This is a genomic window from Paenarthrobacter sp. A20 (assembly GCF_024168825.1).
Classification (GTDB): Bacteria; Actinomycetota; Actinomycetes; order Actinomycetales; family Micrococcaceae; genus Arthrobacter.
This window is the reverse complement of record NZ_JALJWH010000001.1, coordinates 1146781-1167945: the sequence shown is the minus strand read 5'-3', so window position 1 is coordinate 1167945 and position 21165 is coordinate 1146781. Positions and strand designations below refer to the sequence as shown.

Sequence of the window (21165 nt, the reverse complement as noted above, 5' to 3'; positions counted from 1 at the left end):
CTTGGGGGTGTGGAAGTTTGAAGGTGCCGCCGCAAAACCCGGCGGCCAGCCCGGCTAGCGTCCCGTTTTGGGTGCGAACAGACGGGCGATGAGGCGGGCTCCGAGGTTCAGGAGCATCACCAGGATGATCAGCACCAGCGCGGCGCCCCACGCCCTCTGGTCCGAGGGCTCAGGATTGGACGGCGACGTCGGGTTGAGGATCTGCGTGTAAATGAACGTGGGCAGCGAGGCCATCCAGCCACCGAACACGTTGTTGTTGATGGTGGTGGCGAAGCCTGCGGTCACCAGGATCGGCGCAGTTTCGCCGATCACCCGGGCGATCGCCAGGGTGACACCGGACGCAATGCCGGAGATCGCCGTCGGGATGACCACTTTGGTGATGGTGCGCCACTTGCGGACGCCCAGCGCGTAGGAGGCCTCGCGGAGCTCGTTCGGGACGATCTTGAGCATTTCCTCGCTGGAGCGGACCACCACCGGGATCATCAGGACGGAAAGCGCGACGGCGGCAACCGCACCGGTCTTGGTGCCGGGGCCCACGATGGCGAAGAAGAACGCTGCCGCGAAGAGACCGGCCACGATGGACGGGATGCCGGTCATGACATCCACGAAGAACGTGATGGCGCGGGCCAGCGGACGGTCGTTGCCGTATTCCACCAGGTAGATCGAGGTGAGCAGGCCAACCGGCACGGAGATGACAGTGGCCAACAGGGTGATCTGGAGGGTGCCCATCAGCGCGTGGTAGATGCCGCCGAGAACGGGGGCACCTTCCTCTACTGCCTTGTTGTCGAACGCGCCGGTAACGCCATTCATGGACGTGCCCAGGAAGCCGGGAGTGATGAGGCCGGGGATGCCATTGACCAGCACGGTAAAAATCACCGAAATCAAGGGCAAGAGTGCAACCAGGAACGAGCCGACCACCAGGCACGTGGCGAGCTTGTCCTTGGCTTTCCGGGCACCTTCAACAGCACCGCTCCACGAGACTAGGCCTACGGCAAACAGGATGGCGGAGACGAGGCCCCAGCCGAAGGCGTTGAAGCCGATGAGCGCCATGATGGCCGCGCCCACAACGAGTGCGACGGCCAGGACAATGTAGGGCGCGAACTTGGGCAGCTGGCCCTTGGTGAGCGCTGAGCGCTTGCGGACTACTGTGGCGGTCATTTAGTTGGCTCCCGAGAATTCTTTGTGCCGGGTGATGATCCAGCGGGCGATCATGTTCACGCCCAGGGTGATGACGAACAGCACCAGGCCGGCAGCGATCAACGTGTTGACCTTGATGCCGCTGGCTTCGGGGAAGTTCAGGGCAATTTCGGCAGCGATGGTCTGGTTGCCGGACTGGATGAGGCTGGCCGTCAGGACACCGGAGGAGAGCACCAGCGCAACGGCCATGGTCTCGCCAAGTGCTCGGCCAAGACCCAGCATGATGGCGCTGATGATGCCCGGGCGGCCGAACGGCAGGACGGCCATCTTGATCATTTCCCAGCGGGTAGCTCCAAGTGCGAGCGCTGCTTCCTCGTGCAGCTTGGGGGTCTGCAGGAAGATTTCGCGGGACAGGGAGGTAATGATGGGCAGGACCATGACGGAAAGGACGATGCCTGCCGTCAGGATGGTCTTGCCGGTGGCGGATGCCGGTCCTTCGAAGATCGGGATCCAGCCGAGGTAGGTGGCCAGCCAGTCGTAGGCCGGGGAGATTTCCTTGGCCAGGAAGGCCGCGCCCCAGGCGCCGTAAACCACGGAGGGAATGGCAGCGAGGAGGTCCACTACGTAGCCCAGGCCCGAAGCGAGCCGACGGGGAGCGTAGTGGGAGATGAACAGCGCCACACCGATGGCCACGGGGGTGGCGATGACGAGTGCGATGACTGCGGCAATGAGGGTGCCCACCACGATCGGGGCGATGTAGGCGAAGAAGCCGTTTCCGCCCTGGATGTCTTCGGCAGGGGCGGTGAGCGCAGGGATTGCCTGCACCACAAGGAACAACGCGACTCCGAAGAGGACCGCGAGAATCAGGCACCCTGCGGCCATGGCGGCCCCGGAGAAAACCTTGTCCCCGGCGCGTCCGGCGCCTTGGGAGGTTGTCAGGGAGTTGGTGGTCACTTCACGATCCTTCAGTCTCAGTGAACTGGTCTTACATGGCTAAGTTCCCTGCCCCGCGCCGGTGCCGCGGCGGCCACCGGAGAGCGGGACAGGGAACTTCAATGTTCAGCCGGGTTCAAGCAAACCCGCCGGGAAACCTTAGGACTTGGCCTTGATGGTTTCGATAGCGGCCGTGGCCTTGTCCTGCAGGGCCTTGGAGAGCGGCGCGGACTTTGCGGCGTCGGCTGCGGTCTTCTGTCCTTCGTCGGAAACGACGTAGCTTTCGAAGGCCTTGACCAGGTCAGCAACTTCCTTGGTCTCGTAGGTGGTGCAAACAACGTGGTACGAAACCAGGACTACGGGGTAGGCGCCCGATGCGGTGGTCTTGCGGTCCAGCTTGATGGCGACGTCGTTGGCGGCGCGGCCGTCAACCGGCTTACCGGCCTCGACTGCCTTGGCGGCGGCTTCGGCGGAGATCTTGACGAACTCCTCGCCGACCTTGATGGAGGCGGTGCCCAGCTTGCCGGAGACAGCGGAGTCATCGGCGTAGGTCACGGCACCCGGGGTGTCGGTGACGGTCTTGACGACGCCGGAGGTGCCCTTGGCATTTTCGCCGGCCAGGGTTGCGGGCCAGATGCCGGCAGCCTTGTCCGTCCAGACCTCGGGAGCAGCAGCTGCGAGGTAGTCGGTGAAGTTGGTGGTGGTGCCGGAGTCGTCAGAGCGGTTCACCGGGGTGACCTTGAGATCCGGGAGGGTGACGCCTTCGTTGAGGGCGGCGATTGCGGGGTCGTTCCAGTTGGCGATTTCGCCGCGGAAGATCTTGGCGACGGTTGCGGCGTCGAGCTTCAGTTCCTTGACGTCCGGGATGTTGAAGGCCACAGCGATCGGGGAGATGTACACCGGGATGTTGATGGCGCCGTCGGGGCCGCACTTGGCCTTGGAGCTCTCGAGCTCTTCATCCTTCAGGTAGGCGTCAGAACCGGCGAACTGTGCCGAGCCGTCGATGATGGCCTTGCGGCCTGCGCCGGAACCGTCCGGGGAGTACTGGACCGTGGCACCGGAGTTGGCGGTGGAGAAACCGGCCTTCCAAGCGTCCATGGCTGCGCCGGTGGAGGAGGCGCCGATGCCGGTCAGCGTGCCGGTGACCTTGGTGCCGGATGCGGCCGACTGGGTGCCGCCAGTGGTGCCCGTTGCGTTGTCTGAACCGCAAGCAGTGAGCGCGAGAGCGCCGGCTGCGATGACCGCGATTGCCGCGTTGCGGCCGAAGTGAGTTGCCTTCACTTGGATGTGCCCCTTCCAGGGATTCTTCGATGCGGGCCGAACGGAGATTTCGGCGTGCGCGAGCTGAGGACCTTTTGTTCCTTTACTGAAGGTAAGGAGCGCAGGTAACGGGACCTGCAGTGGGAGGTGAACGGAAAGTGAACGACGGCGGACCATTGGGTTATGTGGCGCGCGCCACCTTGAGCGGCACCCGGGATGCGCTTGGTGCCTTCGTCCGAATTCGAGCCGGGCAAATAGACTGGACGACATGGCTGCCGCGAAGGGATTTTCTGCAAGCAAGAGGTTCCTGCGCGCCAGAGTCAGGACCGGTTTGGTCCGCAGCCGGAATTCGTTGACACCGGCAATCCAGATGACAGTGTGCGCTGTAGGCGCCTACGCTTTCGCCGAGTATGTCCTGGGCCACCAAGGACCGCTGTTTGCAGCTACGTCTTCCCTGATTGCCCTCGGGTTCTCCCGTGACCCGCGGCTGCGCCGGGTGATAGAGGTGGGCCTCGGCTGCACACTGGGCATCGTTGTTGGTGATTTGCTGCTTCACTGGCTGGGCGCCGGGATCTGGCAGGCCGCCGTCGTACTTCTTTTCTCCATCCTGCTGGCCAGATTCCTGGACAGCGGCACTATTTTCACCACTCAACTGGGGCTGCAGTCCTTGCTGGTGGTGCTGCTGCCGGCACCGGCCGGCGGGCCTTTTACGCGCAGCCTGGATGCCGTGGTTGGTGGTGTGTTCGCTCTGCTGGTGACCATCCTGGTGCCGAAGGATCCGCGGCGGGAGCCCCGGAAAGATGTCCAGAAGATCCTGCACGAGCTCGCGGAAGTGCTGCGCGAATGCGGCAAGGCCCTTACCGAGAGCGATTCCACCATCGCCTGGCACGCCTTGATCCGCGGCCGCAACTGCCAGCCTTTGGTGGACCGGATGCGGCAGACGCTGCGTGCCTCGGGCGAAGTAGCAACTCTGGCTCCCGCGCACCGGAGGCACCGCGACGAGCTGGCCGGCCTGGAGCACTCTCTGGAGTACATCGACCTGGCCCTACGTAACAGCCGGGTGTTCGCCCGGCGGCTCACCAGCGCCATCAACCATGCCGCGTTGTCCGATGAAGCGATCGACAGCATCTCCGAAGTCCTGCAGGAAACCGCTGCGGCGATCGACGAGATGACCATTGGCTTGTCCGAGCAGAGTGAAGGTACCCGCCGGGTCCACCTGCGCCGCGCCCGGAACGAACTCTCCGACATCGCCGCCCGCCTGCACCCCAAGATGCTGGACGTCCAAAGGCTGGAGGGCGAAACCGTGGTCATGCTGTTCCGGCCCCTCATGGTTGACCTGTTGGAGGCCAGCGGGATGGAGCCGGAGGAAGCGCGGGCAGTGCTGCCGGCGCTGTAGCCCTCCGTTCCTCCCAGAGAAGCCCCAGACCTGTTTGGCAGAATGGGCCGATGATCCCTGCCTTATCCACACGCTTCCGGGCTGCCCCGGCGCTCCGGCAACGGCAGCGGCTCCTGTTCCTGTGGGCAGGTGGTTTGCTGGTGGCCGGCGATGCCATCTTCTGGTTGATGTTCGCCGCCGTGCTGTCCGAGACCGGGCTGGCCACCGTGGATGGCACGGTCCACAGTTTCATGGTCGATTCGCGCGGCCCGGTGGTCACGGCCTTCCTCACGGCGTTGACTACGGTCACCTCACCCGTGTGGATGACGGTCATTAGCGTGGCGGTGGCCGCCGCATGGACGGCCTGGAAGCGGGAACTATGGCGGCCGGCTGTGCTGATGGGCGCTATGTTGCTCGCCGGTATTCTCTCCACCGTCATCAAGCAGGATGTGGGCCGCTCCCGACCGCCATCATCCGATTTCCTCCTCGGCCCGGACGACGCCCTGTCCTTCCCTTCCGGCCACACGCTTGGCGCCGGCATTTTCGCGCTGGTCCTCACCTACCTGATCGTCTCGCGTTCGGGCACGCGAACGACGGCGGTGCTCGCCTTCACTGGCGCCGCCTTGCTGACGCTGCTGGTCGCCTACAGCCGGGTCTACCTTGGGTACCACTGGCTGACGGACGTCGTTGCTTCGCTCGGGCTTGCGCTTGGTGTGACGGGTATTGCGGTGTTTGTGGACGCAGCGCGGCACGGGGGACGGCTCGGCTAATACTGTCAGTCCCCGCGGCTAACCTTGAACCCATGGCTTCCAAGACGTCCCGCGCATCCAAAACACCCGCTTACAAGTGCGCCGAATGCGGCTGGACTGCCATCAAGTGGGTGGGCCGGTGCGGCGAGTGCCAGGCCTGGGGAACCGTTGAGGAGTACGGCGCCACGGTAGCGCGTACGACGGCGGCCGCTACAGTTTTGGAGCCGGCCCGCCGTATCGCTGAGGTGGATGGGACCACTGCCGCGTTCCTGCCCACGGGCGTGGACGAGCTGGACCGTGTCCTGGGCGGAGGGCTCGTCCCGGGTGCCGTGATCCTGCTTGCTGGGGAACCCGGCGTCGGAAAGTCCACGCTCCTGCTGGACGTCGCGGCGAAGTTCGCCCGTACGGGTCAGGATGTCCTGTACATCACCGGTGAGGAATCTGCGGCACAGGTGAAGCTGCGCGCGGAGCGGATAGATGCCGTCGCCCATACGCTGTACCTTTCCGCGGAGACCGACCTCGGGCAGGCGCTGGGCCAAGTGGAGAAGCTCGAACCCAAGCTGTTGATTGTGGACTCCGTGCAGACGCTGAGCAGCGCCGACGTCGAAGGCAGCGCCGGCGGCGTTTCCCAAGTGCGCGAGGTCGCTGCGTCCATTATTGCCGCAGCCAAGCGGCGCAACATGACCACGCTCCTGGTGGGCCACGTGACCAAGGAAGGCACCATCGCCGGACCGCGGCTGCTGGAACACCTGGTGGACGTCGTGTGCCAGTTCGAAGGCGAGCGCCACTCCCGCCTGCGTCTGCTGAGAGCCGTCAAGAACCGCTACGGTGCGACAGACGACGTCGGCTGCTTTGACCTGAACGAGGCCGGTATCGAGGGCCTGGCTGATCCCAGCGGGCTGTTCGTTTCACGCACGCGTGAGCCCGTCTCGGGCACCTGCATCACGGTGACCATGGAGGGGCGCCGGCCGCTGCTCGCAGAAGTCCAATCGTTGCTGGCTGAGAGTCCCAACTCCCAACCGCGCCGGGCAACCAGCGGGCTGGAAAGCTCCAGGGTGGCCATGCTGCTCGCGGTCCTTCAGCAGCGGGCCGGGTGCATGCTGCACAAGGACGATTCCTATGTGGCAACTGTTGGCGGTGTGAAGCTCACGGAGCCGGCCACTGACTTGGCGGTGGCACTGGCGGTTGCCTCCGCCAAGTCCCGCAAGGCACTCCCCCAACGGCTCATTGCTTTCGGCGAGGTAGGGCTGGCAGGCGAGGTCCGTCCCGTTCCGGGCATTAACCAACGCATCCAGGAAGCGCACCGACTGGGCTTCACCCACGCGATTGTTCCGGCCAGCCCGGCGGGCGCCGGGGTCATCCCCGACGGCTTCTCGGTGCGCGAGGTAGGCCACTTGGCGGAGGCCCTCGAACTTCTGATCACTTAACCCTTCCGGGGTGTCGAACGGCTCTGAGCTGCGGTTTCGGCAAGGATTGGGTCATGACCAAGAGGACTGTGCTTATCGGGGGACGCTTTTTCTTTGGCCTTTTGACCTTGGTGGCGGTGGGGACACAGCTGACAGTTCATCTGGGCATGGGCTATGACCTCTGGAACTTCTTCAGCTACTTCACCAATCTGTCCAACATCTTCGCGGCACTCGTACTGCTCATCAGCGGCTACAGGGTCCTGATCCGCAAGCGGCCGAGCGAGATCGACGACGTCACCCGTGGCACGGCAACTATCGCCATGGCCGTAGTGGGGTTGGTGTTCGGTGCGCTGCTTGCCGGCGAGGACCTTGGCTCCCTGCTCCCCTGGGTCAACTTCGTGGTGCACTACCTGATCCCCGTAGTGATGGTGGCGGACTGGCTCTTCCAGCCCCCGCTGGCCACCCTGCAACCCAGGCACATTTGGTACTGGCTGCTCTACCCCATCGGCTACCTCGTCTACAGCCTGATCCGGGGAGCCTTCGTCAACTGGTACCCGTACTGGTTCATCGACCCCTCACGCGCCGGCGGCTGGGGCGGCGTGATCATCTTTGCACTCGCCATCTCCGTTGGCTTCCTCGTGGTGAGCTTGGCAATGCTGTGGCTTGGGAACAAGCTGAAGCGGCAGGTGGATTACTAGGCGCTCTTCGCTGCGAGCGCCGGCTCAGGCGCCGCTCCAAACCGGCTGATGAGTTCATCACTGGCAGCCCTCACCGCCGGAAGTTCGTTCCTGAGTCCCGCAAGGAACATCACGGTGTCGGCCGTAGTGGACGCCGAGTCTGCTGAGATCAGTCCGTCCGCGCGGAGGTTGATCAAGGACTCCACCAGCCGGAAGGCCGTATCCCCCAGGCTGGCGTCGGAATCCGCCACCGCCGTCAGTTCCCGCCCCAAGTCTCCGTAAATGGTCCGAAGTTCCTTCCGGGCGTCCATGAACGGCTGGAAGACCTCCGCCCTGGCCTCCGGCAGGTGGTACAGCACGCCGAGGTTCCAGCGGGAGCTGCAGAGTTGCGAACCGTCGAACAGCATCACCGCATGCAACCGTGCCGCAGAAGCATCGAGGCCGGCGTCGTCGGAATGATCCCGTATCGCGCGGGCAAAAGCCAAGCTGGTGGATACCGTCCCGCCGAGGAGCTCCCCGAGGATCTCGTCCTTGGTGGAGAAGTGGTGATACAGCGATGACTGTCGGATTCCGACGGCGTCAGCGATGGCCCGCGTGGACGTGTTGGCGAAACCTTGGCCCGTAAAGAGCTCGGCTGCCGCGTCCAGGATCTCGTCGCGGGCTGTGGCTCCCCGGCGTACCGCTTGCTGCTTGCGGGGGCGTCCCGGTCCGACTGTACTCACCCTTTCATTCTTGCATCGCAGCACCGCCAAAAGAGCCGTTCACGGCCTGCTGAGCCGACGGTGAGATTTCCTTTACCTCCCCGCAACGCACGGTAACCAAGGCTTTACATCGGCGAAACGCTGCGGGGACACCGCGCTGGAAAACTATCAAGTGACCGATATTCCGGGCGGGTCATCAGAAACCTCTCCGGGCTGGTCCCCTATCCCGTTCCAGACACGGAGAACCCGATGACTTCCACCCTTTCGACGACGGCCAGCCGCACTGACGACGCAGACCTGACAGCCCTCGGCTACCAGCCCACCCTGCACCGCAAGCTAGGCCGCTACGCATCGTTCGCCGCAGGTTTTTCGTTCGTCTCCATCCTCACCACCATCTTTCAGCTCTTCGCTTTCGGCTACTCCTTCGCCGGCCCGGCCTTCTTTTGGACGTGGCCCGTGGTGCTGGTCGGCCAACTCCTGGTAGCCCTGAACTTCGCTGAACTCGCCGCCAGATACCCCTTGTCCGGCGCTGTCTATCAGTGGTCGCGCCGTATGGGCGGCGAAGTGGTGGGCTGGTTCGCTGGCTGGTTCATGGCAATCGCCCAGGTGATCACAGCTGCCGCAGCTGCCATTGCGCTCCAAGTGGTACTCCCCCAGCTGTGGGAGGGATTCCAAGTGGTGGGCGGCGACCCCTCACTGGCATCCCCCACGGGCGCGGCCAACGCAGTGATCCTTGGCGCCATACTCCTGGTGATCACCACGGTGATCAACTGCCTCGGTGTGAGGCTCATGTCCCATGTGAACTCCATCGGCGTCACCTGCGAGATTGTGGGCGTCGCCGCGGTGATTCTCGCCTTGTTCTCAGCCGCGCAGCGTGGCCCGGAGGTGGTAGCAGACATCAGTGTGGTCACTACCTCGGACCTTGGTGCCGTGGGCGCCTTCCTGGTCTCCGGCCTGATGGCCGCGTACGTGATGGTCGGCTTCAACTCAGCCGGCGAACTCTCGGAGGAGACCAAGAACCCCCGCAAGACCGCACCGCGCACCATCTTGTCGGCGTTGATCATCTCAGGTGTTGGCGGCGGGCTGATGATTATCGCTGCCCTCATGGCAGCGCCAAGCCTCGACGACGGCAGGCTCGCCACCGAGGGACTCCCCTACGTGCTGACGGCCGTGTTGGGCACGTTCTGGGGCAAGGTGCTGCTGGTGGACGTGGCAATCGCCATCTTTGTCTGCACCCTGGCCATCCAGACGGCCGGTTCGCGCCTGGTGTTCTCCATGGCCCGCGACGGCAAGCTGCCTGCCTCGGCCCGGCTCGCGAAGGTCCACCCCAAACGTGGAACCCCCATGTGGCCCTCCATCGCGATCGGCGCCCTGGCGGTGGGGATCCTCGCCATCAATATCGGCAACTCCGCACTCTTCACCACTCTCTGCAGTGTGTGCATCGTGATGGTGTACCTGGCGTACCTGATGGTCACGGTCCCTCAACTGCTCAGCCGCTTCCGGGGTGACTGGGGCCGGGTGGGCCAGACCATGCCGGCGGGACTGTTCTCCTTGGGCCGTTGGGGCCTGCCCGTCAACGTCCTGGCCGTCCTGTACGGCGCCCTGATGGTCACCAACCTGTCATGGCCCCGCCCCGAGGTGTATGACCCCTCCGGCGAACACGGAATCCTGCTCTTCTCCGCCCCCATCATGGTTGGCGCCGTCCTGCTCCTGGGCATCTGGGTCCGGAGGAACCTCCGGGTCCGGCAGAACAAAGCGGCAGACGCATTGGACCCCGCCAACCCTGCCGGCTGACCCCGCTGCACCACCATCCCGCTCAAGCACAGAAATGAATGCCATGACACAGATTCTCGAAACACGGACTACTGAAAACGGAACCGCCACCACGGCAGGCGCCAGGTTGCACGCCCGGGCCCAGCATGGCCGGGCAGCGGAGACCATGATCCATGTCCCGCCCGCTTCGGCTCCGGCCCGGTTGACGGAGAGCCTCCCTGCGGAGGCAAAGACCGCGTTGACCTGGGCGGAAACTCTCGCTTTCGGCCGCTACACCCATCTGGAACTGGCCCGCGGGACGCGCATCAGGATCACAGACCTCGACGGCGATGCCTGTGTTCACGCTGTCCTCATCCGGAGCGGCGCACAGCACGAGCGGCTCAACGTCGCGGACACGGTCAAGGTCCCCTGGCAGGCGTACTTGACCACCGGCCACCCCCTGCTGTCCGACGCCGGGCGGCTGATGGCCACTGTAGTGGCCGACTCGTCCGGCAACCACGATGCCCTCACCGGCACCACCCATCTGGCCGGAAACACCGCCAAGTACGGTGCCGGGTCAGCGCACAGCCCATCACCGGCTGGCCGTGAACTGTTGACCCTTGGTGGCATGAAGCATGGCATCAGCCAGAAAGAACTCCCTCCGTCATTGTCGTTCTTCAAGGGCGTCACCGTGGACCGGGACGGCAGCATCACGTTCGCCGGCAGCGCCGGTGCCGGGGCCGCCGTCGAACTTCTCCTCCACATGGACGCAGTGCTGGTACTGGCCAATACCGCCCACCCGTTGGACCCCCGTCCGGACTTCAGCGGCAGCGCCGTGGACATCGTCGCGTGGCAGGCGCCGCAGGACCTCCAAGCCCTGGTGGACGGAACCCTCAACGTGGACCTCGGCCCAGAGGGGCGTCTGGCCCTCCACAACACAGAACTCGACTACAACGCAAGGACCTCCGCATGAACGCCATCACAGAAATCAGCCCCGCACTGGTCCCTGGCCGCGCCGTACTGGACGAACTGGTGGAAGCCCGCGGCCCATGGTCTGCCGTGGTTGAGGCCGGAGACGTGCTCACCATCGTGGACCACGACGGCAACCAGGCCGTGGACTGCATTCTCTACGCGGCCAAAGACACCAGCACCCGGTACTCGGCCGCCGTGACCATCGCAACCCAGGGCAGCATCTTCCTCACCACTGGCTCGGCCCTCCGCGCCGACAGCGGCCAGGAACTCATGACAGTGGTGGCGGACGAAGTTGGCGTCCACGACACCATCGGCGGCGCCTGCTCCCAAGAGTCCAACACGCTCCGCTACGGCCAGCACACCCACGAACAGCACGCCTGCGTTGAGAACTTCCTCATTGAGGGCGCCAAGTGGGACCTCGGAAAGAAGGACCTGGTGTCCAACATCAACTGGTTCATGAACGTGCCGGTGGATCCCGACGGCGCGCTGGGCATCGTGGACGGGTTGTCCGCGCCCGGCAAGCGAGTGGCACTCCGCGCCGAAGTGGACACGTTGGTGCTGGTGTCCAACTGCCCCCAAATCAACAACCCCTGCAACGGCTTCAACCCCACGCCGGTGCGCATGATCGTCACACGTCCGGAGGCCCGCGCATGAACCGCTTCGACACCCTCCTCATTGCCAACCGCGGCGAGATCGCCTGCAGGATCATCGAGTCCGCCCGCAAGGCCGGGCTCCGCACCGTCGCCGTCTTTTCCGAAGCGGACCGCGGCGCCAAGCATGTAAAGCTCGCTGACGAGGCCGTCCTCCTGGGACCTGCACCGGCCAAGGAGTCGTATCTCAAGATCGACGCCATCCTCAGTGCGGCAGCTTCCACCGGTGCCGGAGCCATCCACCCTGGCTACGGGTTCCTGTCCGAGGACGCGGTCTTCGCGGAAGCTGTTGAAGCGGCCGGCCTGGTCTTTGTAGGCCCCACCCCGGACCAGCTCCGGATTTTCGGGACCAAGCACACGGCCCGCGATGCCGCGCAACGCGCCGGCGTTCCCATGATCGCCGGATCCGGCCTCCTGGAGGACCTGGACGAAGCCGTGGCAGCATCGGAAACCATCGGTTTCCCGCTCATGCTCAAGGCAACCGGCGGTGGCGGCGGCATCGGCATGGCCGTCTGCCGCGACGAAGCCGGGCTCCGCGAGAACTACTCCCGGGTGGCCCGCCTGGCCAGTTCCAGCTTTGGAACGGCCGGCGTCTTTGCCGAACGCTACATCGAACATGCACGCCACGTGGAAGTCCAGGTGTTCGGCGACGGCGAGGGCCGCGTGGTGAGCCTCGGCGACCGTGACTGCTCACTGCAACGCCGCCACCAGAAAGTACTTGAAGAGGCACCCGCGCCGGATCTCCCTGATGCGTTGCGTGAGGAACTGCACCGGAGCTCACGCGCCTTGTGTGCCTCAGTGGGCTACCGTTCGGCAGGAACGGTGGAGTTCGTCTACGACCCCGTCCGCCAGGAAGCATCCTTCCTGGAAGTCAATGCACGGCTGCAAGTTGAGCACCCAGTCACCGAGGCCATCACCGGCGTGGACCTGGTGGAGTGGATGCTGAACCTCGCCCAGCAGGAGCCCGTGCTTGATGGTGTGCCGGACAGCGTGCCCGTCTCAGGCCACGCTGTGGAAGCCCGCATCTATGCAGAAGACCCTGCCCGGAACTTCCAGCCCAGCGCCGGAACGGTTACCAACGCGCAGTACCCGGGCTCCGACGTCGTACGCATTGACGCCTGGGTGGAGACCGGCAGCGAAGTCTCCACCAGCTACGATCCCCTGCTGGGCAAGGTCATCACGTCCGGCAGCACCCGTGACGCCGCCTTCGACGCCCTGGCCACTGCGCTGGCAGGAACCCGCATCGATGGCATCGAGACCAACCTGGGCATGCTGCGTGCCGTTGCCGGGATGGACGTGGTCCGTACGGCACAGCATTCCACCGGAACCCTCAACACCGTGGGCGACCCTGAACCTCGGATCACCGTTGAACGGCCAGGCCTCCAGACCAGCGTGCAGGACTGGCCTGGCCGGACCGGGCTGTGGCAGATCGGCGTCCCGCCCAGCGGCCCCATGGATGATTTGTCGTTCCGGCTTGGCAACACCGCACTGGGCAATCCAGAGGGAGCACCCGGCCTGGAATTCACCATGGCCGGCCCGGCTCTCCGTTTCACCCACGCCACCACGGTGTGCGTCACCGGCGCCGACGTCGCCGTGACTGTCAACGGCATCGCGGCAAACGCCTGGGAGCCCATCACCGTGCCCGACAACGGCCTTCTGGATGTCGGATCGGCTGACGGATCCGGGCTGCGAGGTTACATTCTCTTTGAAGGCGGGCTTGACGTTCCCCAGTACCTCGGCAGCGCGTCCACCTTCACGTTGGGCCAGTTCGGTGGCCACGGCGGCCGCGTGCTGCGGGCCAGCGATGTGCTCCGCACGGTCACCGGTCACCTGCCTGAGACCGTCCCCGGCGCGGTTCCGGCAGAGAGCCGCCCGGCACTCACCTCGGAATGGGAGCTGAAGGTAGTGGAAGGGCCGCATGGCGCACCGGAATTCTTCCAACGCGAAGACATTGAAGAGCTCTATGCCGCCGAATACGAGGTCCACTTCAACTCCGCCCGAACCGGTGTCCGCCTGATCGGCCCCAAGCCGCGCTGGGCACGCAATGACGGCGGGGAAGCCGGACTGCACCCCTCCAACATCCACGACACCGCCTATTCGGTGGGTGCCTTGGACTTCACCGGCGACACTCCCATCCTGCTGGGCCCGGATGGTCCCAGCCTGGGCGGTTTCGTCTGCCCGGTAACGGTGGTGACCGGCGAGCGCTGGAAGCTGGGGCAACTGCGGCCTGGTGACAAGGTCCGCTTTGTGCCCATCCGCTCGGTTGAGGCGCCCTCCGTCAAGGAACTCGGCGCTGCGAGGCAGCTGATACTCCCGGGCAGTGCCGGCTTCAGTACAGGCATTGCGTCCGGCACTACCGGACTGCTTCGCGGAGATGGCGACGACGGAGTGCTGGGCCGGGTGCCCGAAGGCGACGGACGGCCTGCGGTCACCTACCGACGCTCCGGTGATGACAACCTGTTGGTGGAGTACGGCGACATGGTGCTGGACCTGGGCCTGCGCGCCCGCGTCCACGCCCTCCACCAGGAACTTGAACGCCTCGCAGTCCGGGGCATCGTGGATCTGACCCCGGGCATCCGTTCCCTGCAGATCAAAGCCGATCCTTCCGTCCTGCCCACCTCGAAGCTGTTGGGCCTGGTGCGCGAGGTGGACGCTTCGCTCCCAGCGAGCTCGGAGTTGGTGGTACCCAGCCGCAGCGTCCGTCTCCCCTTGTCCTGGGACGATCCCGCCACCCGCGAGGCAATCGAGCGCTACATGGCCGGTGTCCGCGACGACGCCCCGTGGTGCCCGTGGAACATCGAGTTCATCCGCCGCATCAACGGCCTGGACTCCGTCAACGACGTCTTCGATACCGTCTTCAACGCCGAGTACCTCGTCCTGGGCCTGGGCGACGTGTACCTCGGAGCACCGGTGGCAACCCCATTGGATCCGCGGCACCGGCTGGTCACCACCAAGTACAACCCCGCCCGCACGTGGACCCCTGAGAACGCCGTGGGCATCGGCGGGGCCTACATGTGCATTTACGGCATGGAGGGACCCGGCGGCTACCAGTTTGTTGGTCGGACCACGCAAGTCTGGTCGCGCTACGCGGACGCCGCACCCTTCGAGCCCGGCTCCCCGTGGCTGCTCCGGTTCTTCGACCGCATTTCCTGGTACCCCGTCAGCCCCGAGGAGCTCCTGGACCTCCGCGCAGACATGACTGCGGGCCGCGGCCGTGGCGTAGAGATCCAGGACGGCACGTTCTCGCTGGCCGAGCATGAGGAATTCCTGGACCGCAACAGCGTGTCCATTGCAGAGTTCCGCGAGACCCAGTCGGCCGCTTTCGCCGTGGAGCGCCAGGCTTGGGAGGAGGCCGGCGAGTTCGACCGTGCCGAACAAGCCGTTTCACTGGCCCCACCGGCCGACGAGGTCGTAGTGCCCGACGGCGGCACTTTGGTGACGTCGCCGTTCGCGGCCAGCGTCTGGAAAGTGGACGTGGAACCCGGGGACCTCGTGGTCGCCGGCCAGCCGCTGGTCTCCCTGGAAGCGATGAAGATGGAGACCGTCATCCAGGCCCCCGTGGATGGCGTGGTCCAACGGGTCCTGCCCGTGGCCGGCGCCCAAGTGGTGGCAGGCGAAGCACTGGTGGTCCTGGAGCCCATGGACGTCCGGGAACCCGCACTTATGCTGGAAGGAAGCGCATCATGAGCGGGCCCACCGTGGAACGCGTCCTCGCCGCGCTTAAGGCGATTGACGCCGTCGACCGTCCTGAAATCTGGATCCACCTGCGGGGGCGGGACGAACTGCTCGCAGAAGCGGACCGGATTGACGCCGCCGTGGCGGCCGGTGAGAACCTGCCACTTGCCGGCCTCCTGCTCGCCGTGAAGAACAACGTGGATGTTGCCGGTTTGGTCACGACGGCGGCGTGCCCCGGCTTTGGGGATGCACCCGCCCGGGATGCGGTGCCGGTTGCGCGGCTCCGCGCTGCGGGCGCCCTGGTGCTGGGGGCCACCAATCTGGACCAGTTCGCCACTGGCTTGGTCGGAACCCGCAGCCCCTACGGTGCCGTCCGTGATGCGAGGCGTCCCGGGAGGATCTCCGGCGGCTCAAGTTCAGGTTCTGCTGTGGCCGTTGCCCTCGGATTGGTGGACGTGGCCATTGGGACGGATACCGCGGGTTCGGGCCGGATTCCCGCTGCACTGCAAGGGATTGTGGGGATCAAACCCACCCTGGGCGTGGTGTCCACCGAAGGCGTGGTCCCGGCATGCCGTTCCTGGGATACGGCAACCATCTTCGCCCGCGACCTCGCCACTGCGGAGCTCGCCATGGGCATCATGGCCGGGCAGGGCCGCCCCTGGCCTGCAGACGCCAAGGTTGCGGCGCCGTCCACACCGCGGGTGGCCTATCCGGCCGCTCTGCCGGCACTCCCGGACGCCTGGGCGGCCGAGTTCCAGGAGCAGATTGAGCGGTTGCGGTCCACCGGAGTAGTGGCCGAGCCCATCGAACTTGACGTCTTCCTGGAGGCCGCACGGCTGCTGTACGACGGCGGATTGGTGGCCGAACGCTCCGCCGCCGTCGGGAGCTTCATTGACTCGGTGACGTCCGGCGGGGTGTCCGCAAGGCTCGACGCAACGGTGGCCGGCATCATCAAGGCTGCAGGCACGGTCCCTGCGCACCAGTACGTGGCGGACACGGCGGCGTTGGAGCATCTCAAGCACCAGGCCATGGAGCGGTTGGACGGTTTCGATGCGCTGATAGTTCCCACGACACCGTTCCATCCGACGCTGGCAGAGGTCGCAGCCGATCCCGTGGGGGTCAATTCCCGGATGGGCACCTATACCAATTTCTGCAACCTCTTCGATCTCAGCGCCGTTGCGGTACCGGCGGGTACCGTCACCGAAACAGGCGGCGCGGGCGAAACAAGCAGCATCGCGCAGTTCGGCCTGACTGTAGTTGCCCGGACCTTCGAGGACGGCGTGGCCGCGGACATCGCGCGGCGTATTGAACTGACCCCGGAGAATCCGGAGTTGTTCGCAGCCGGAGCCGCACCCGCTACGTCGCCCGGCCGCAAGGTTCCGTGGCCGGTTGCTGCGGGAGCCGCCGTCGTTCCCCTCGTCGTGGTGGGGGCGCACCGGAAGGGGCAGCCGCTGGCGGCTGAACTTGAGCGGCGCGGGGCTTTCTGGGACGGGCGGGTAGTCACTGCGGCTCGGTACCGAATGGTGGCCTTGGAAACCACCCCTCCTAAGCCCGGCGTGGTTCGATCTGAACACGGGGCCGGGCTCGTGGCCGAGAGGTGGCTGCTTTCAGAGGCCGGGCTTGGATCATTTCTTGCTGAACTGCCGGAACCCATGCTGCTGGGTTCCATCACGCTGGACGATGGCAGCAAAGCCGTCGGCTTTGCCTGTGATGCCGTGGCGGCGGCAGAAGGACGGGACATTACCGAGTACCGCGATTGGATTAAGTACCTGGAGAACAACGCGGCTGGACCGGGAAGCCACGGGTTTTGGCGCGAGGCGGGAGGAGCTTTGCTGACTGGACTTGGGCGCGGCCGGATCTAGGCGGCAGGCGGCTGATCAGCGGAAATGGGGGTCCCGGCGATTGGCCGCCAAACCACTTTCCGGGCATCCCCGAAGATAACGAAATGACCCACTTTGCGGCTTGCTGGTGCGGTTAACGGTGCCCGGAAGCCCTATCATGGTGCTTGTCGTCTTTGGGGCATTTTTTGTGAGTGCCCGCTGACGCCGGATTCAGCTTGTCTGTGAGCCGTGGCTTGCACCTTCGAAGGGAAACCCTATGGCCCGGAGCCCGGAAGAGTCGCTTAAGGCGACCCTGGCCAGAGTCGCACCCGGAACTCCGTTGCGTGATGGCCTGGAACGCATCCTCCGTGGACGGACCGGCGCCCTGATCGTGTTGGGCTACGACCGCACCATCGACTCCATCTGTTCGGGCGGATTCGATATCGGCATCGACTTCTCGCCCACACGCCTGCGTGAGCTGGCCAAGATGGACGGCGCCATCATCTGTGACAAGGACGCCAGCAACATCGTCCGCGCCGCAGTCCAGTTGGTCCCGGATTCAAGCATCGAAACCCAGGAATCGGGCACCAGGCACCGCACGGCTGAGCGCGTGGCCATCCAGACCGGCGTTCCCGTGATCTCCGTCAGCCAGTCCATGCAAATCATCGCGCTCTACGTGAACGGCCTGCGGCACGTGCTGGAGGGGTCCGAGAAGGTCCTTGCCCGCGCCAACCAGGCCTTGGCAACCCTCGAGCGGTACAGCGCCAGGCTGGACCAGGTCACCAGTTCCCTCTCAGCCCTCGAAATCGAAGCCCTCGTTACCGTCCGGGACGTGGCAGTCACCCTCCAGCGCCAGGAAATGGTCCGGCGCATCTCCGAGGAAATCGCCCAGTACGTGCTGGAACTTGGCGAAGATGGCCGGCTCCTTTCCCTCCAGGTGGAAGAACTCACCATGGGCCGCGGGCCCGGCAGCGACGTCATCATCCGCGACTACTCGGACCCGGACGCCTCGCCTGAGGAAATAGAGGAAGCCGTCCAGGCGCTCCTCAACCTTGGACCGACGGAACTGATCGACCTCAGCCGTATTGCCCACATCATTGGCTTCGCTGGCGGGGTTGAGCAGTTGGACGCAGTGGTCCAGCCGCGGGGCTACCGCCTGCTGTCCGGTTTGAAGTCAGTGCCCAAAGCTGTGGCCGATCGGCTGGTGGACTACTTCGGTGGGCTCCAGAACCTCATGGCAGCAACTATTGACGATCTCATGACTGTGGACGGCATCGGCGATCAGCGTGCCCGCACAGTCCGCGAGGGCCTGAGCCGCATGGCCGAGGCCAGCCTCCTGGACAGGTTCCTCTAAGCCGGCTGCCGCCGTCGAACGCTGGTTCGGCGGTGACTAATTCAGCTGGAACACGGCTTTGGGGCTGGCTTTGTTTCCCAGCCGCGCCTCGAAGGTGTAGTAGGCCCCGCCGCCACCGGGCTTGGCGTTGATCGCACCACAGCCCTCCAGTGTCCGGTTGCGCTGCCAAGGGAAGTTCGCGGTTTCGCTCTTGCCGGGCTGGATGGTCTTGATGAGGTCCTCGCCGCCGGTCTGGCAGTCCTTGGACGAGAAGATCCGGTCTCCGCCGCTCATCACCAGGTATTCCATCTGGGATGTGCCCACGTTGACCTCGCAGGGGGCTGCGCCCCCGTTGGTAATGGTCATGGTGAGCAGCGGCTTGTCCTCCGCACCGTAGGCAGGCTTGTCGGTTTTGGCGGCGACGGTCATGAGGTTGAAGTCGCACACTGGCGTGGGAGAAGCGGAGGGTGACGGCGTACCTGACGGGGCGCTGCCCTGCGTGGGTGCCTGGGAGGCTTCCGGGGTAGTGACGGCTTGCGGCCCGGACTGCCCAGTGAGCGCCCCAGTAATGGCCACCGCAGCAACCACGATCATCATGATCACCAGCAGCAGCGCACCAAAAACTACCTGTCGACGACGGCGATACACGGCAGGACTGGGCCTGCGCCTGTTGGTCGGGCTGCTTTTGCCCGGCGTACCGGCACCGGATGAGCCGCGGGCAGCACCCTTCGCCGGCGCTGATGAGCGCGCGGTCGACTGCTGCTTACCCTTGTTGGCCATGCTTCTAGGCTAGGCTCGCGCGTGTCAGGGCGCCTAACCTACACGCCGCTGGGCCCCAATCCGGACCTGTGTGACGTCGGCCATGGGGCTGCTGGGGACACGGCCGTTAGCGGATGCCGGCCGCCCGCAGCGTCCTGGCAAGCTCCGCTGCCGCAGACTTGAGGGCGGCCACCGTGCTGCGGAGGACCTCTTCCGTAGCGAGTTCCTTCGGGATGGAACAACTCATGGCGTCGGTACCGGGGATCCGGTAAGGAACCACCACGCTGACGCAGCAGAGACCCACCGTGTTCTGCTCCCATTCGATGGCGTGGTCGGCCTTGCGGAACTCGGCCAGTTCGCGCTGCAGGGCTTCAAAGTCCGGCACGGAGTTGGGGGTGATCTGCGCGTACGGTCCATCGCCTATCCGCTGCCGAACCTCTGCGTCGGTGTACTCGGAGAGGATGGCCTTCCCCAAGGCAGTCACCTGGGCGGGCAACTTGCGTCCCACCCGGGAGGAAAGCCGGCGGCGATCAACTGCCTGCCGGGTAGCCAGGTAAATGACGTCAGAGCGGTCCAGCCGGGCATAGTGCGTGGTGAAGGTAGTGGCGTTGCGGACCTTTTCCAAAACGGCTGACACATGCTCCATCACCGGGTCCCGGTCCAGGTAGGCCGTGCCGCACAGCAGCGCGTGGGTGCCTATGCGGTAGGCGCCCTCGGGCGTCTGCTCTATCCAGTTGAGCTCCAGCAGCGTCAACAGCAACCAGTGCAGGCTGGACCGCGGGTAGCCCGTCAGCTTGAAGATTTCCGCCGTGGTAAGCGGCTGCGGTGCGCCGGCCAAGAGCTCTAGAATAGCGATGGTTCGTTCCGCCGACTTAACCATTTTGACGTCGCCGGCCGCGCCGGACTGTGCCTCCAACGAAGCTGTCACAGATCCCCCTTCCACATTCCCCCCTGACCTGACCCGGCCTGTCATGTGGATGCCGGGTGTGGGTAGTTGTCCACTCCCACCCTATGGCCATCACTGGCCCAGGCGCCGCCCAATAGTTCCGCCCACGCGTCCCGGGCCGAGGTATCCACCCCTGCGGCGAAGGCCTCGGCGTCATCCTGCGGTTCGAATCCAATACGTTTTCCCGCTTCAAGGTTGGCCCACCCGCGGGTGTTCGCCGAAACGGCCCACACCACGTGATGCCCTGGGGCGCCACAATCGTTGAGCGTAGCCTCTACTAAGCGGAAGGAGTCCGCTGGCGAAAGCCAAGACCCGAGCGTCCGCAGGTTTCCAGGTTCTTCACCGCCGGTGCCAATGCGGGCGCTGACCACTTTCATGCCGTATTTGTCCGCGTAGAGGCTCCCCAGCGCTTCCACGGCCGCCTTGCTGACACCGTAGTAGGTGTCCGGGCGGGGCGTGAGCACTGAGTCCTGGGCTGCGGCTTCGGTGGGGTGGAAGCCTACGGCATGGGTGGAACTTGCCAAGAGGACACGTTCGACGCCGTTCTGCCGGGCCGCTTCCAGAGTCACTTGGGTGCCGGTGATGTTGGTGGACACAAGTTCGGCCCAGGGTTTCTCGCGGTGCAGGCCACCTAGATGGATGACAGCCCCAACGTCCCTGAGCGCAGCCCCCATGAAGTCCGGATCCGTCACGGAGCCAACGTGGACAGACTCGTTTGGTTGGGGGTCCGGGGCTGCGGCAAGGTCCACCAGCCGGACCATGTAACCGGCTGCAGCGAGGTGGGGCCTCAGCAGCGTGGCCATCATTCCCGCACCGCCGGTGAGGGCAATGGTCACTCTTTGGGGTGCTGCAGACAAGATTCCTCCAACGGTTGACACTCCGTGATCCAAATCATACTCTCATGAAGTAGGTTTCACATGGTAACAGCGTTTTACATATATAAACAAGCAAAGAGAATGGCTCCAGCCGCCGGACGCTGGCGGTTCGCTGTTTGCATCGCTGCCGTTCCTCAAAGCACGG

At 65.0% G+C, this 21165-nt stretch carries 17 protein-coding genes; 10 read left to right on the top strand and 7 right to left on the bottom strand.

The window, feature by feature from the left end:
• Positions 1 to 54: 54 nt before the first annotated feature.
• From pstA to pstS, 3 genes are all read right to left on the bottom strand, one after another.
• Complete coding sequence (pstA, locus tag J3D46_RS05585) at positions 55 to 1158, bottom strand: phosphate ABC transporter permease PstA (RefSeq protein ID WP_231339668.1); 1104 nt, start codon at positions 1156 to 1158, stop codon at positions 55 to 57.
• Positions 1159 to 2091, bottom strand: a complete 933-nt coding sequence (gene pstC, locus J3D46_RS05580) for a phosphate ABC transporter permease subunit PstC (RefSeq protein ID WP_017197022.1) — start codon at positions 2089 to 2091, stop codon at positions 1159 to 1161.
• A gap of 138 nt (positions 2092 to 2229) precedes the next feature.
• Positions 2230 to 3351 carry a phosphate ABC transporter substrate-binding protein PstS gene (pstS, locus tag J3D46_RS05575; protein ID WP_253465604.1) on the bottom strand — a complete coding sequence of 374 codons (1122 nt, stop codon included), beginning with the start codon at positions 3349 to 3351 and terminating at the stop codon, positions 2230 to 2232.
• Between the two features lie 247 nt (positions 3352 to 3598).
• Between pstS and J3D46_RS05570 the strand changes: the two genes are divergently transcribed.
• Genes J3D46_RS05570 through J3D46_RS05555 form a run of 4 tightly spaced genes read left to right on the top strand, consistent with a single transcriptional unit; the run spans position 3599 to position 7558 of the window.
• The gene (locus J3D46_RS05570) at positions 3599 to 4726 is read left to right on the top strand and encodes an aromatic acid exporter family protein (RefSeq protein ID WP_231339670.1); all 1128 of its coding nucleotides are present in this window, start codon (positions 3599 to 3601) and stop codon (positions 4724 to 4726) included.
• Positions 4727 to 4776: 50 nt separating this feature from the next.
• A complete protein-coding gene (locus J3D46_RS05565) occupies positions 4777 to 5475 on the top strand; it encodes a phosphatase PAP2 family protein (protein ID WP_253465601.1) in 699 nt (232 codons plus the stop codon).
• Between the two features lie 32 nt (positions 5476 to 5507).
• Positions 5508 to 6881 carry a DNA repair protein RadA gene (radA, locus tag J3D46_RS05560; RefSeq protein WP_144653216.1) on the top strand — a complete coding sequence of 458 codons (1374 nt, stop codon included), beginning with the start codon at positions 5508 to 5510 and terminating at the stop codon, positions 6879 to 6881.
• 53 nt (positions 6882 to 6934) lie between these two features.
• Positions 6935 to 7558 (top strand): Pr6Pr family membrane protein, encoded by a 624-nt coding sequence (locus J3D46_RS05555; protein WP_253465598.1) that lies wholly within the window; start codon positions 6935 to 6937, stop codon positions 7556 to 7558.
• On the opposite strand, the gene J3D46_RS05550 is transcribed toward J3D46_RS05555, so the two are convergent.
• Complete coding sequence (locus J3D46_RS05550) at positions 7555 to 8259, bottom strand: TetR/AcrR family transcriptional regulator (RefSeq protein ID WP_253465596.1); 705 nt, start codon at positions 8257 to 8259, stop codon at positions 7555 to 7557. The genes J3D46_RS05555 and J3D46_RS05550 overlap by 4 nt on opposite strands.
• Before the next feature lie 228 nt (positions 8260 to 8487).
• Here J3D46_RS05550 and J3D46_RS05545 point away from each other — a divergent pair, with 228 nt between their 5' ends.
• From J3D46_RS05545 to disA, 6 genes are all read left to right on the top strand, one after another.
• Positions 8488 to 10032 (top strand): amino acid permease, encoded by a 1545-nt coding sequence (locus tag J3D46_RS05545; RefSeq protein ID WP_253465593.1) that lies wholly within the window; start codon positions 8488 to 8490, stop codon positions 10030 to 10032.
• Between the two features lie 43 nt (positions 10033 to 10075).
• Positions 10076 to 10963 (top strand): urea amidolyase associated protein UAAP1, encoded by an 888-nt coding sequence (locus J3D46_RS05540; RefSeq protein ID WP_253465590.1) that lies wholly within the window; start codon positions 10076 to 10078, stop codon positions 10961 to 10963.
• On the top strand, positions 10960 to 11616 hold the full coding sequence (locus J3D46_RS05535) for an urea amidolyase associated protein UAAP2 (RefSeq protein ID WP_253465587.1): 657 nt from the start codon (positions 10960 to 10962) through the stop codon (positions 11614 to 11616). The genes J3D46_RS05540 and J3D46_RS05535 overlap by 4 nt, the downstream gene beginning before the upstream one ends.
• Entirely contained in the window at positions 11613 to 15299 is a 3687-nt protein-coding gene (gene uca, locus J3D46_RS05530) for an urea carboxylase (RefSeq protein ID WP_253465584.1), read from the top strand. The genes J3D46_RS05535 and uca overlap by 4 nt, the downstream gene beginning before the upstream one ends.
• Positions 15296 to 17149 (top strand): allophanate hydrolase, encoded by a 1854-nt coding sequence (gene atzF / locus J3D46_RS05525; protein ID WP_253465580.1) that lies wholly within the window; start codon positions 15296 to 15298, stop codon positions 17147 to 17149. The genes uca and atzF overlap by 4 nt, the downstream gene beginning before the upstream one ends.
• Positions 17150 to 17384: 235 nt before the next feature.
• On the top strand, positions 17385 to 18461 hold the full coding sequence (gene disA / locus J3D46_RS05520; protein ID WP_231339680.1) for a DNA integrity scanning diadenylate cyclase DisA: 1077 nt from the start codon (positions 17385 to 17387) through the stop codon (positions 18459 to 18461).
• Positions 18462 to 18497: 36 nt separating this feature from the next.
• Here disA and J3D46_RS05515 read toward each other — a convergent pair whose 3' ends face one another.
• The 3 genes from J3D46_RS05515 to J3D46_RS05505 form a co-directional block, all read right to left on the bottom strand.
• Positions 18498 to 19220 (bottom strand): hypothetical protein, encoded by a 723-nt coding sequence (locus J3D46_RS05515; RefSeq protein WP_253465577.1) that lies wholly within the window; start codon positions 19218 to 19220, stop codon positions 18498 to 18500.
• Between the two features lie 106 nt (positions 19221 to 19326).
• Positions 19327 to 20127, bottom strand: a complete 801-nt coding sequence (locus tag J3D46_RS05510; protein ID WP_253465574.1) for an IclR family transcriptional regulator — start codon at positions 20125 to 20127, stop codon at positions 19327 to 19329.
• A gap of 41 nt (positions 20128 to 20168) precedes the next feature.
• The gene (locus tag J3D46_RS05505) at positions 20169 to 21002 is read right to left on the bottom strand and encodes an NAD(P)-dependent oxidoreductase (protein WP_256490938.1); all 834 of its coding nucleotides are present in this window, start codon (positions 21000 to 21002) and stop codon (positions 20169 to 20171) included.
• Between the last annotated feature and the right edge of the window lie 163 nt (positions 21003 to 21165).

What these genes read in the sequence shown, in the direction of transcription:
- pstA (WP_231339668.1), bottom strand. Translation starts at nt 1,158, where the DNA reads ATGACCGCCACAGTAGTCCGCAAGCGCTCAGCGCTCACCAAGGGCCAG.
- J3D46_RS05570 (WP_231339670.1), top strand. Translation starts at nt 3,599, where the DNA reads ATGGCTGCCGCGAAGGGATTTTCTGCAAGCAAGAGGTTCCTGCGCGCC.
- J3D46_RS05565 (WP_253465601.1), top strand. Translation starts at nt 4,777, where the DNA reads ATGATCCCTGCCTTATCCACACGCTTCCGGGCTGCCCCGGCGCTCCGG.
- radA (WP_144653216.1), top strand. Translation starts at nt 5,508, where the DNA reads ATGGCTTCCAAGACGTCCCGCGCATCCAAAACACCCGCTTACAAGTGC.
- J3D46_RS05555 (WP_253465598.1), top strand. Translation starts at nt 6,935, where the DNA reads ATGACCAAGAGGACTGTGCTTATCGGGGGACGCTTTTTCTTTGGCCTT.
- J3D46_RS05545 (WP_253465593.1), top strand. Translation starts at nt 8,488, where the DNA reads ATGACTTCCACCCTTTCGACGACGGCCAGCCGCACTGACGACGCAGAC.
- J3D46_RS05540 (WP_253465590.1), top strand. Translation starts at nt 10,076, where the DNA reads ATGACACAGATTCTCGAAACACGGACTACTGAAAACGGAACCGCCACC.
- J3D46_RS05535 (WP_253465587.1), top strand. Translation starts at nt 10,960, where the DNA reads ATGAACGCCATCACAGAAATCAGCCCCGCACTGGTCCCTGGCCGCGCC.
- uca (WP_253465584.1), top strand. Translation starts at nt 11,613, where the DNA reads ATGAACCGCTTCGACACCCTCCTCATTGCCAACCGCGGCGAGATCGCC.
- atzF (WP_253465580.1), top strand. Translation starts at nt 15,296, where the DNA reads ATGAGCGGGCCCACCGTGGAACGCGTCCTCGCCGCGCTTAAGGCGATT.
- disA (WP_231339680.1), top strand. Translation starts at nt 17,385, where the DNA reads ATGGCCCGGAGCCCGGAAGAGTCGCTTAAGGCGACCCTGGCCAGAGTC.
- J3D46_RS05515 (WP_253465577.1), bottom strand. Translation starts at nt 19,220, where the DNA reads ATGGCCAACAAGGGTAAGCAGCAGTCGACCGCGCGCTCATCAGCGCCG.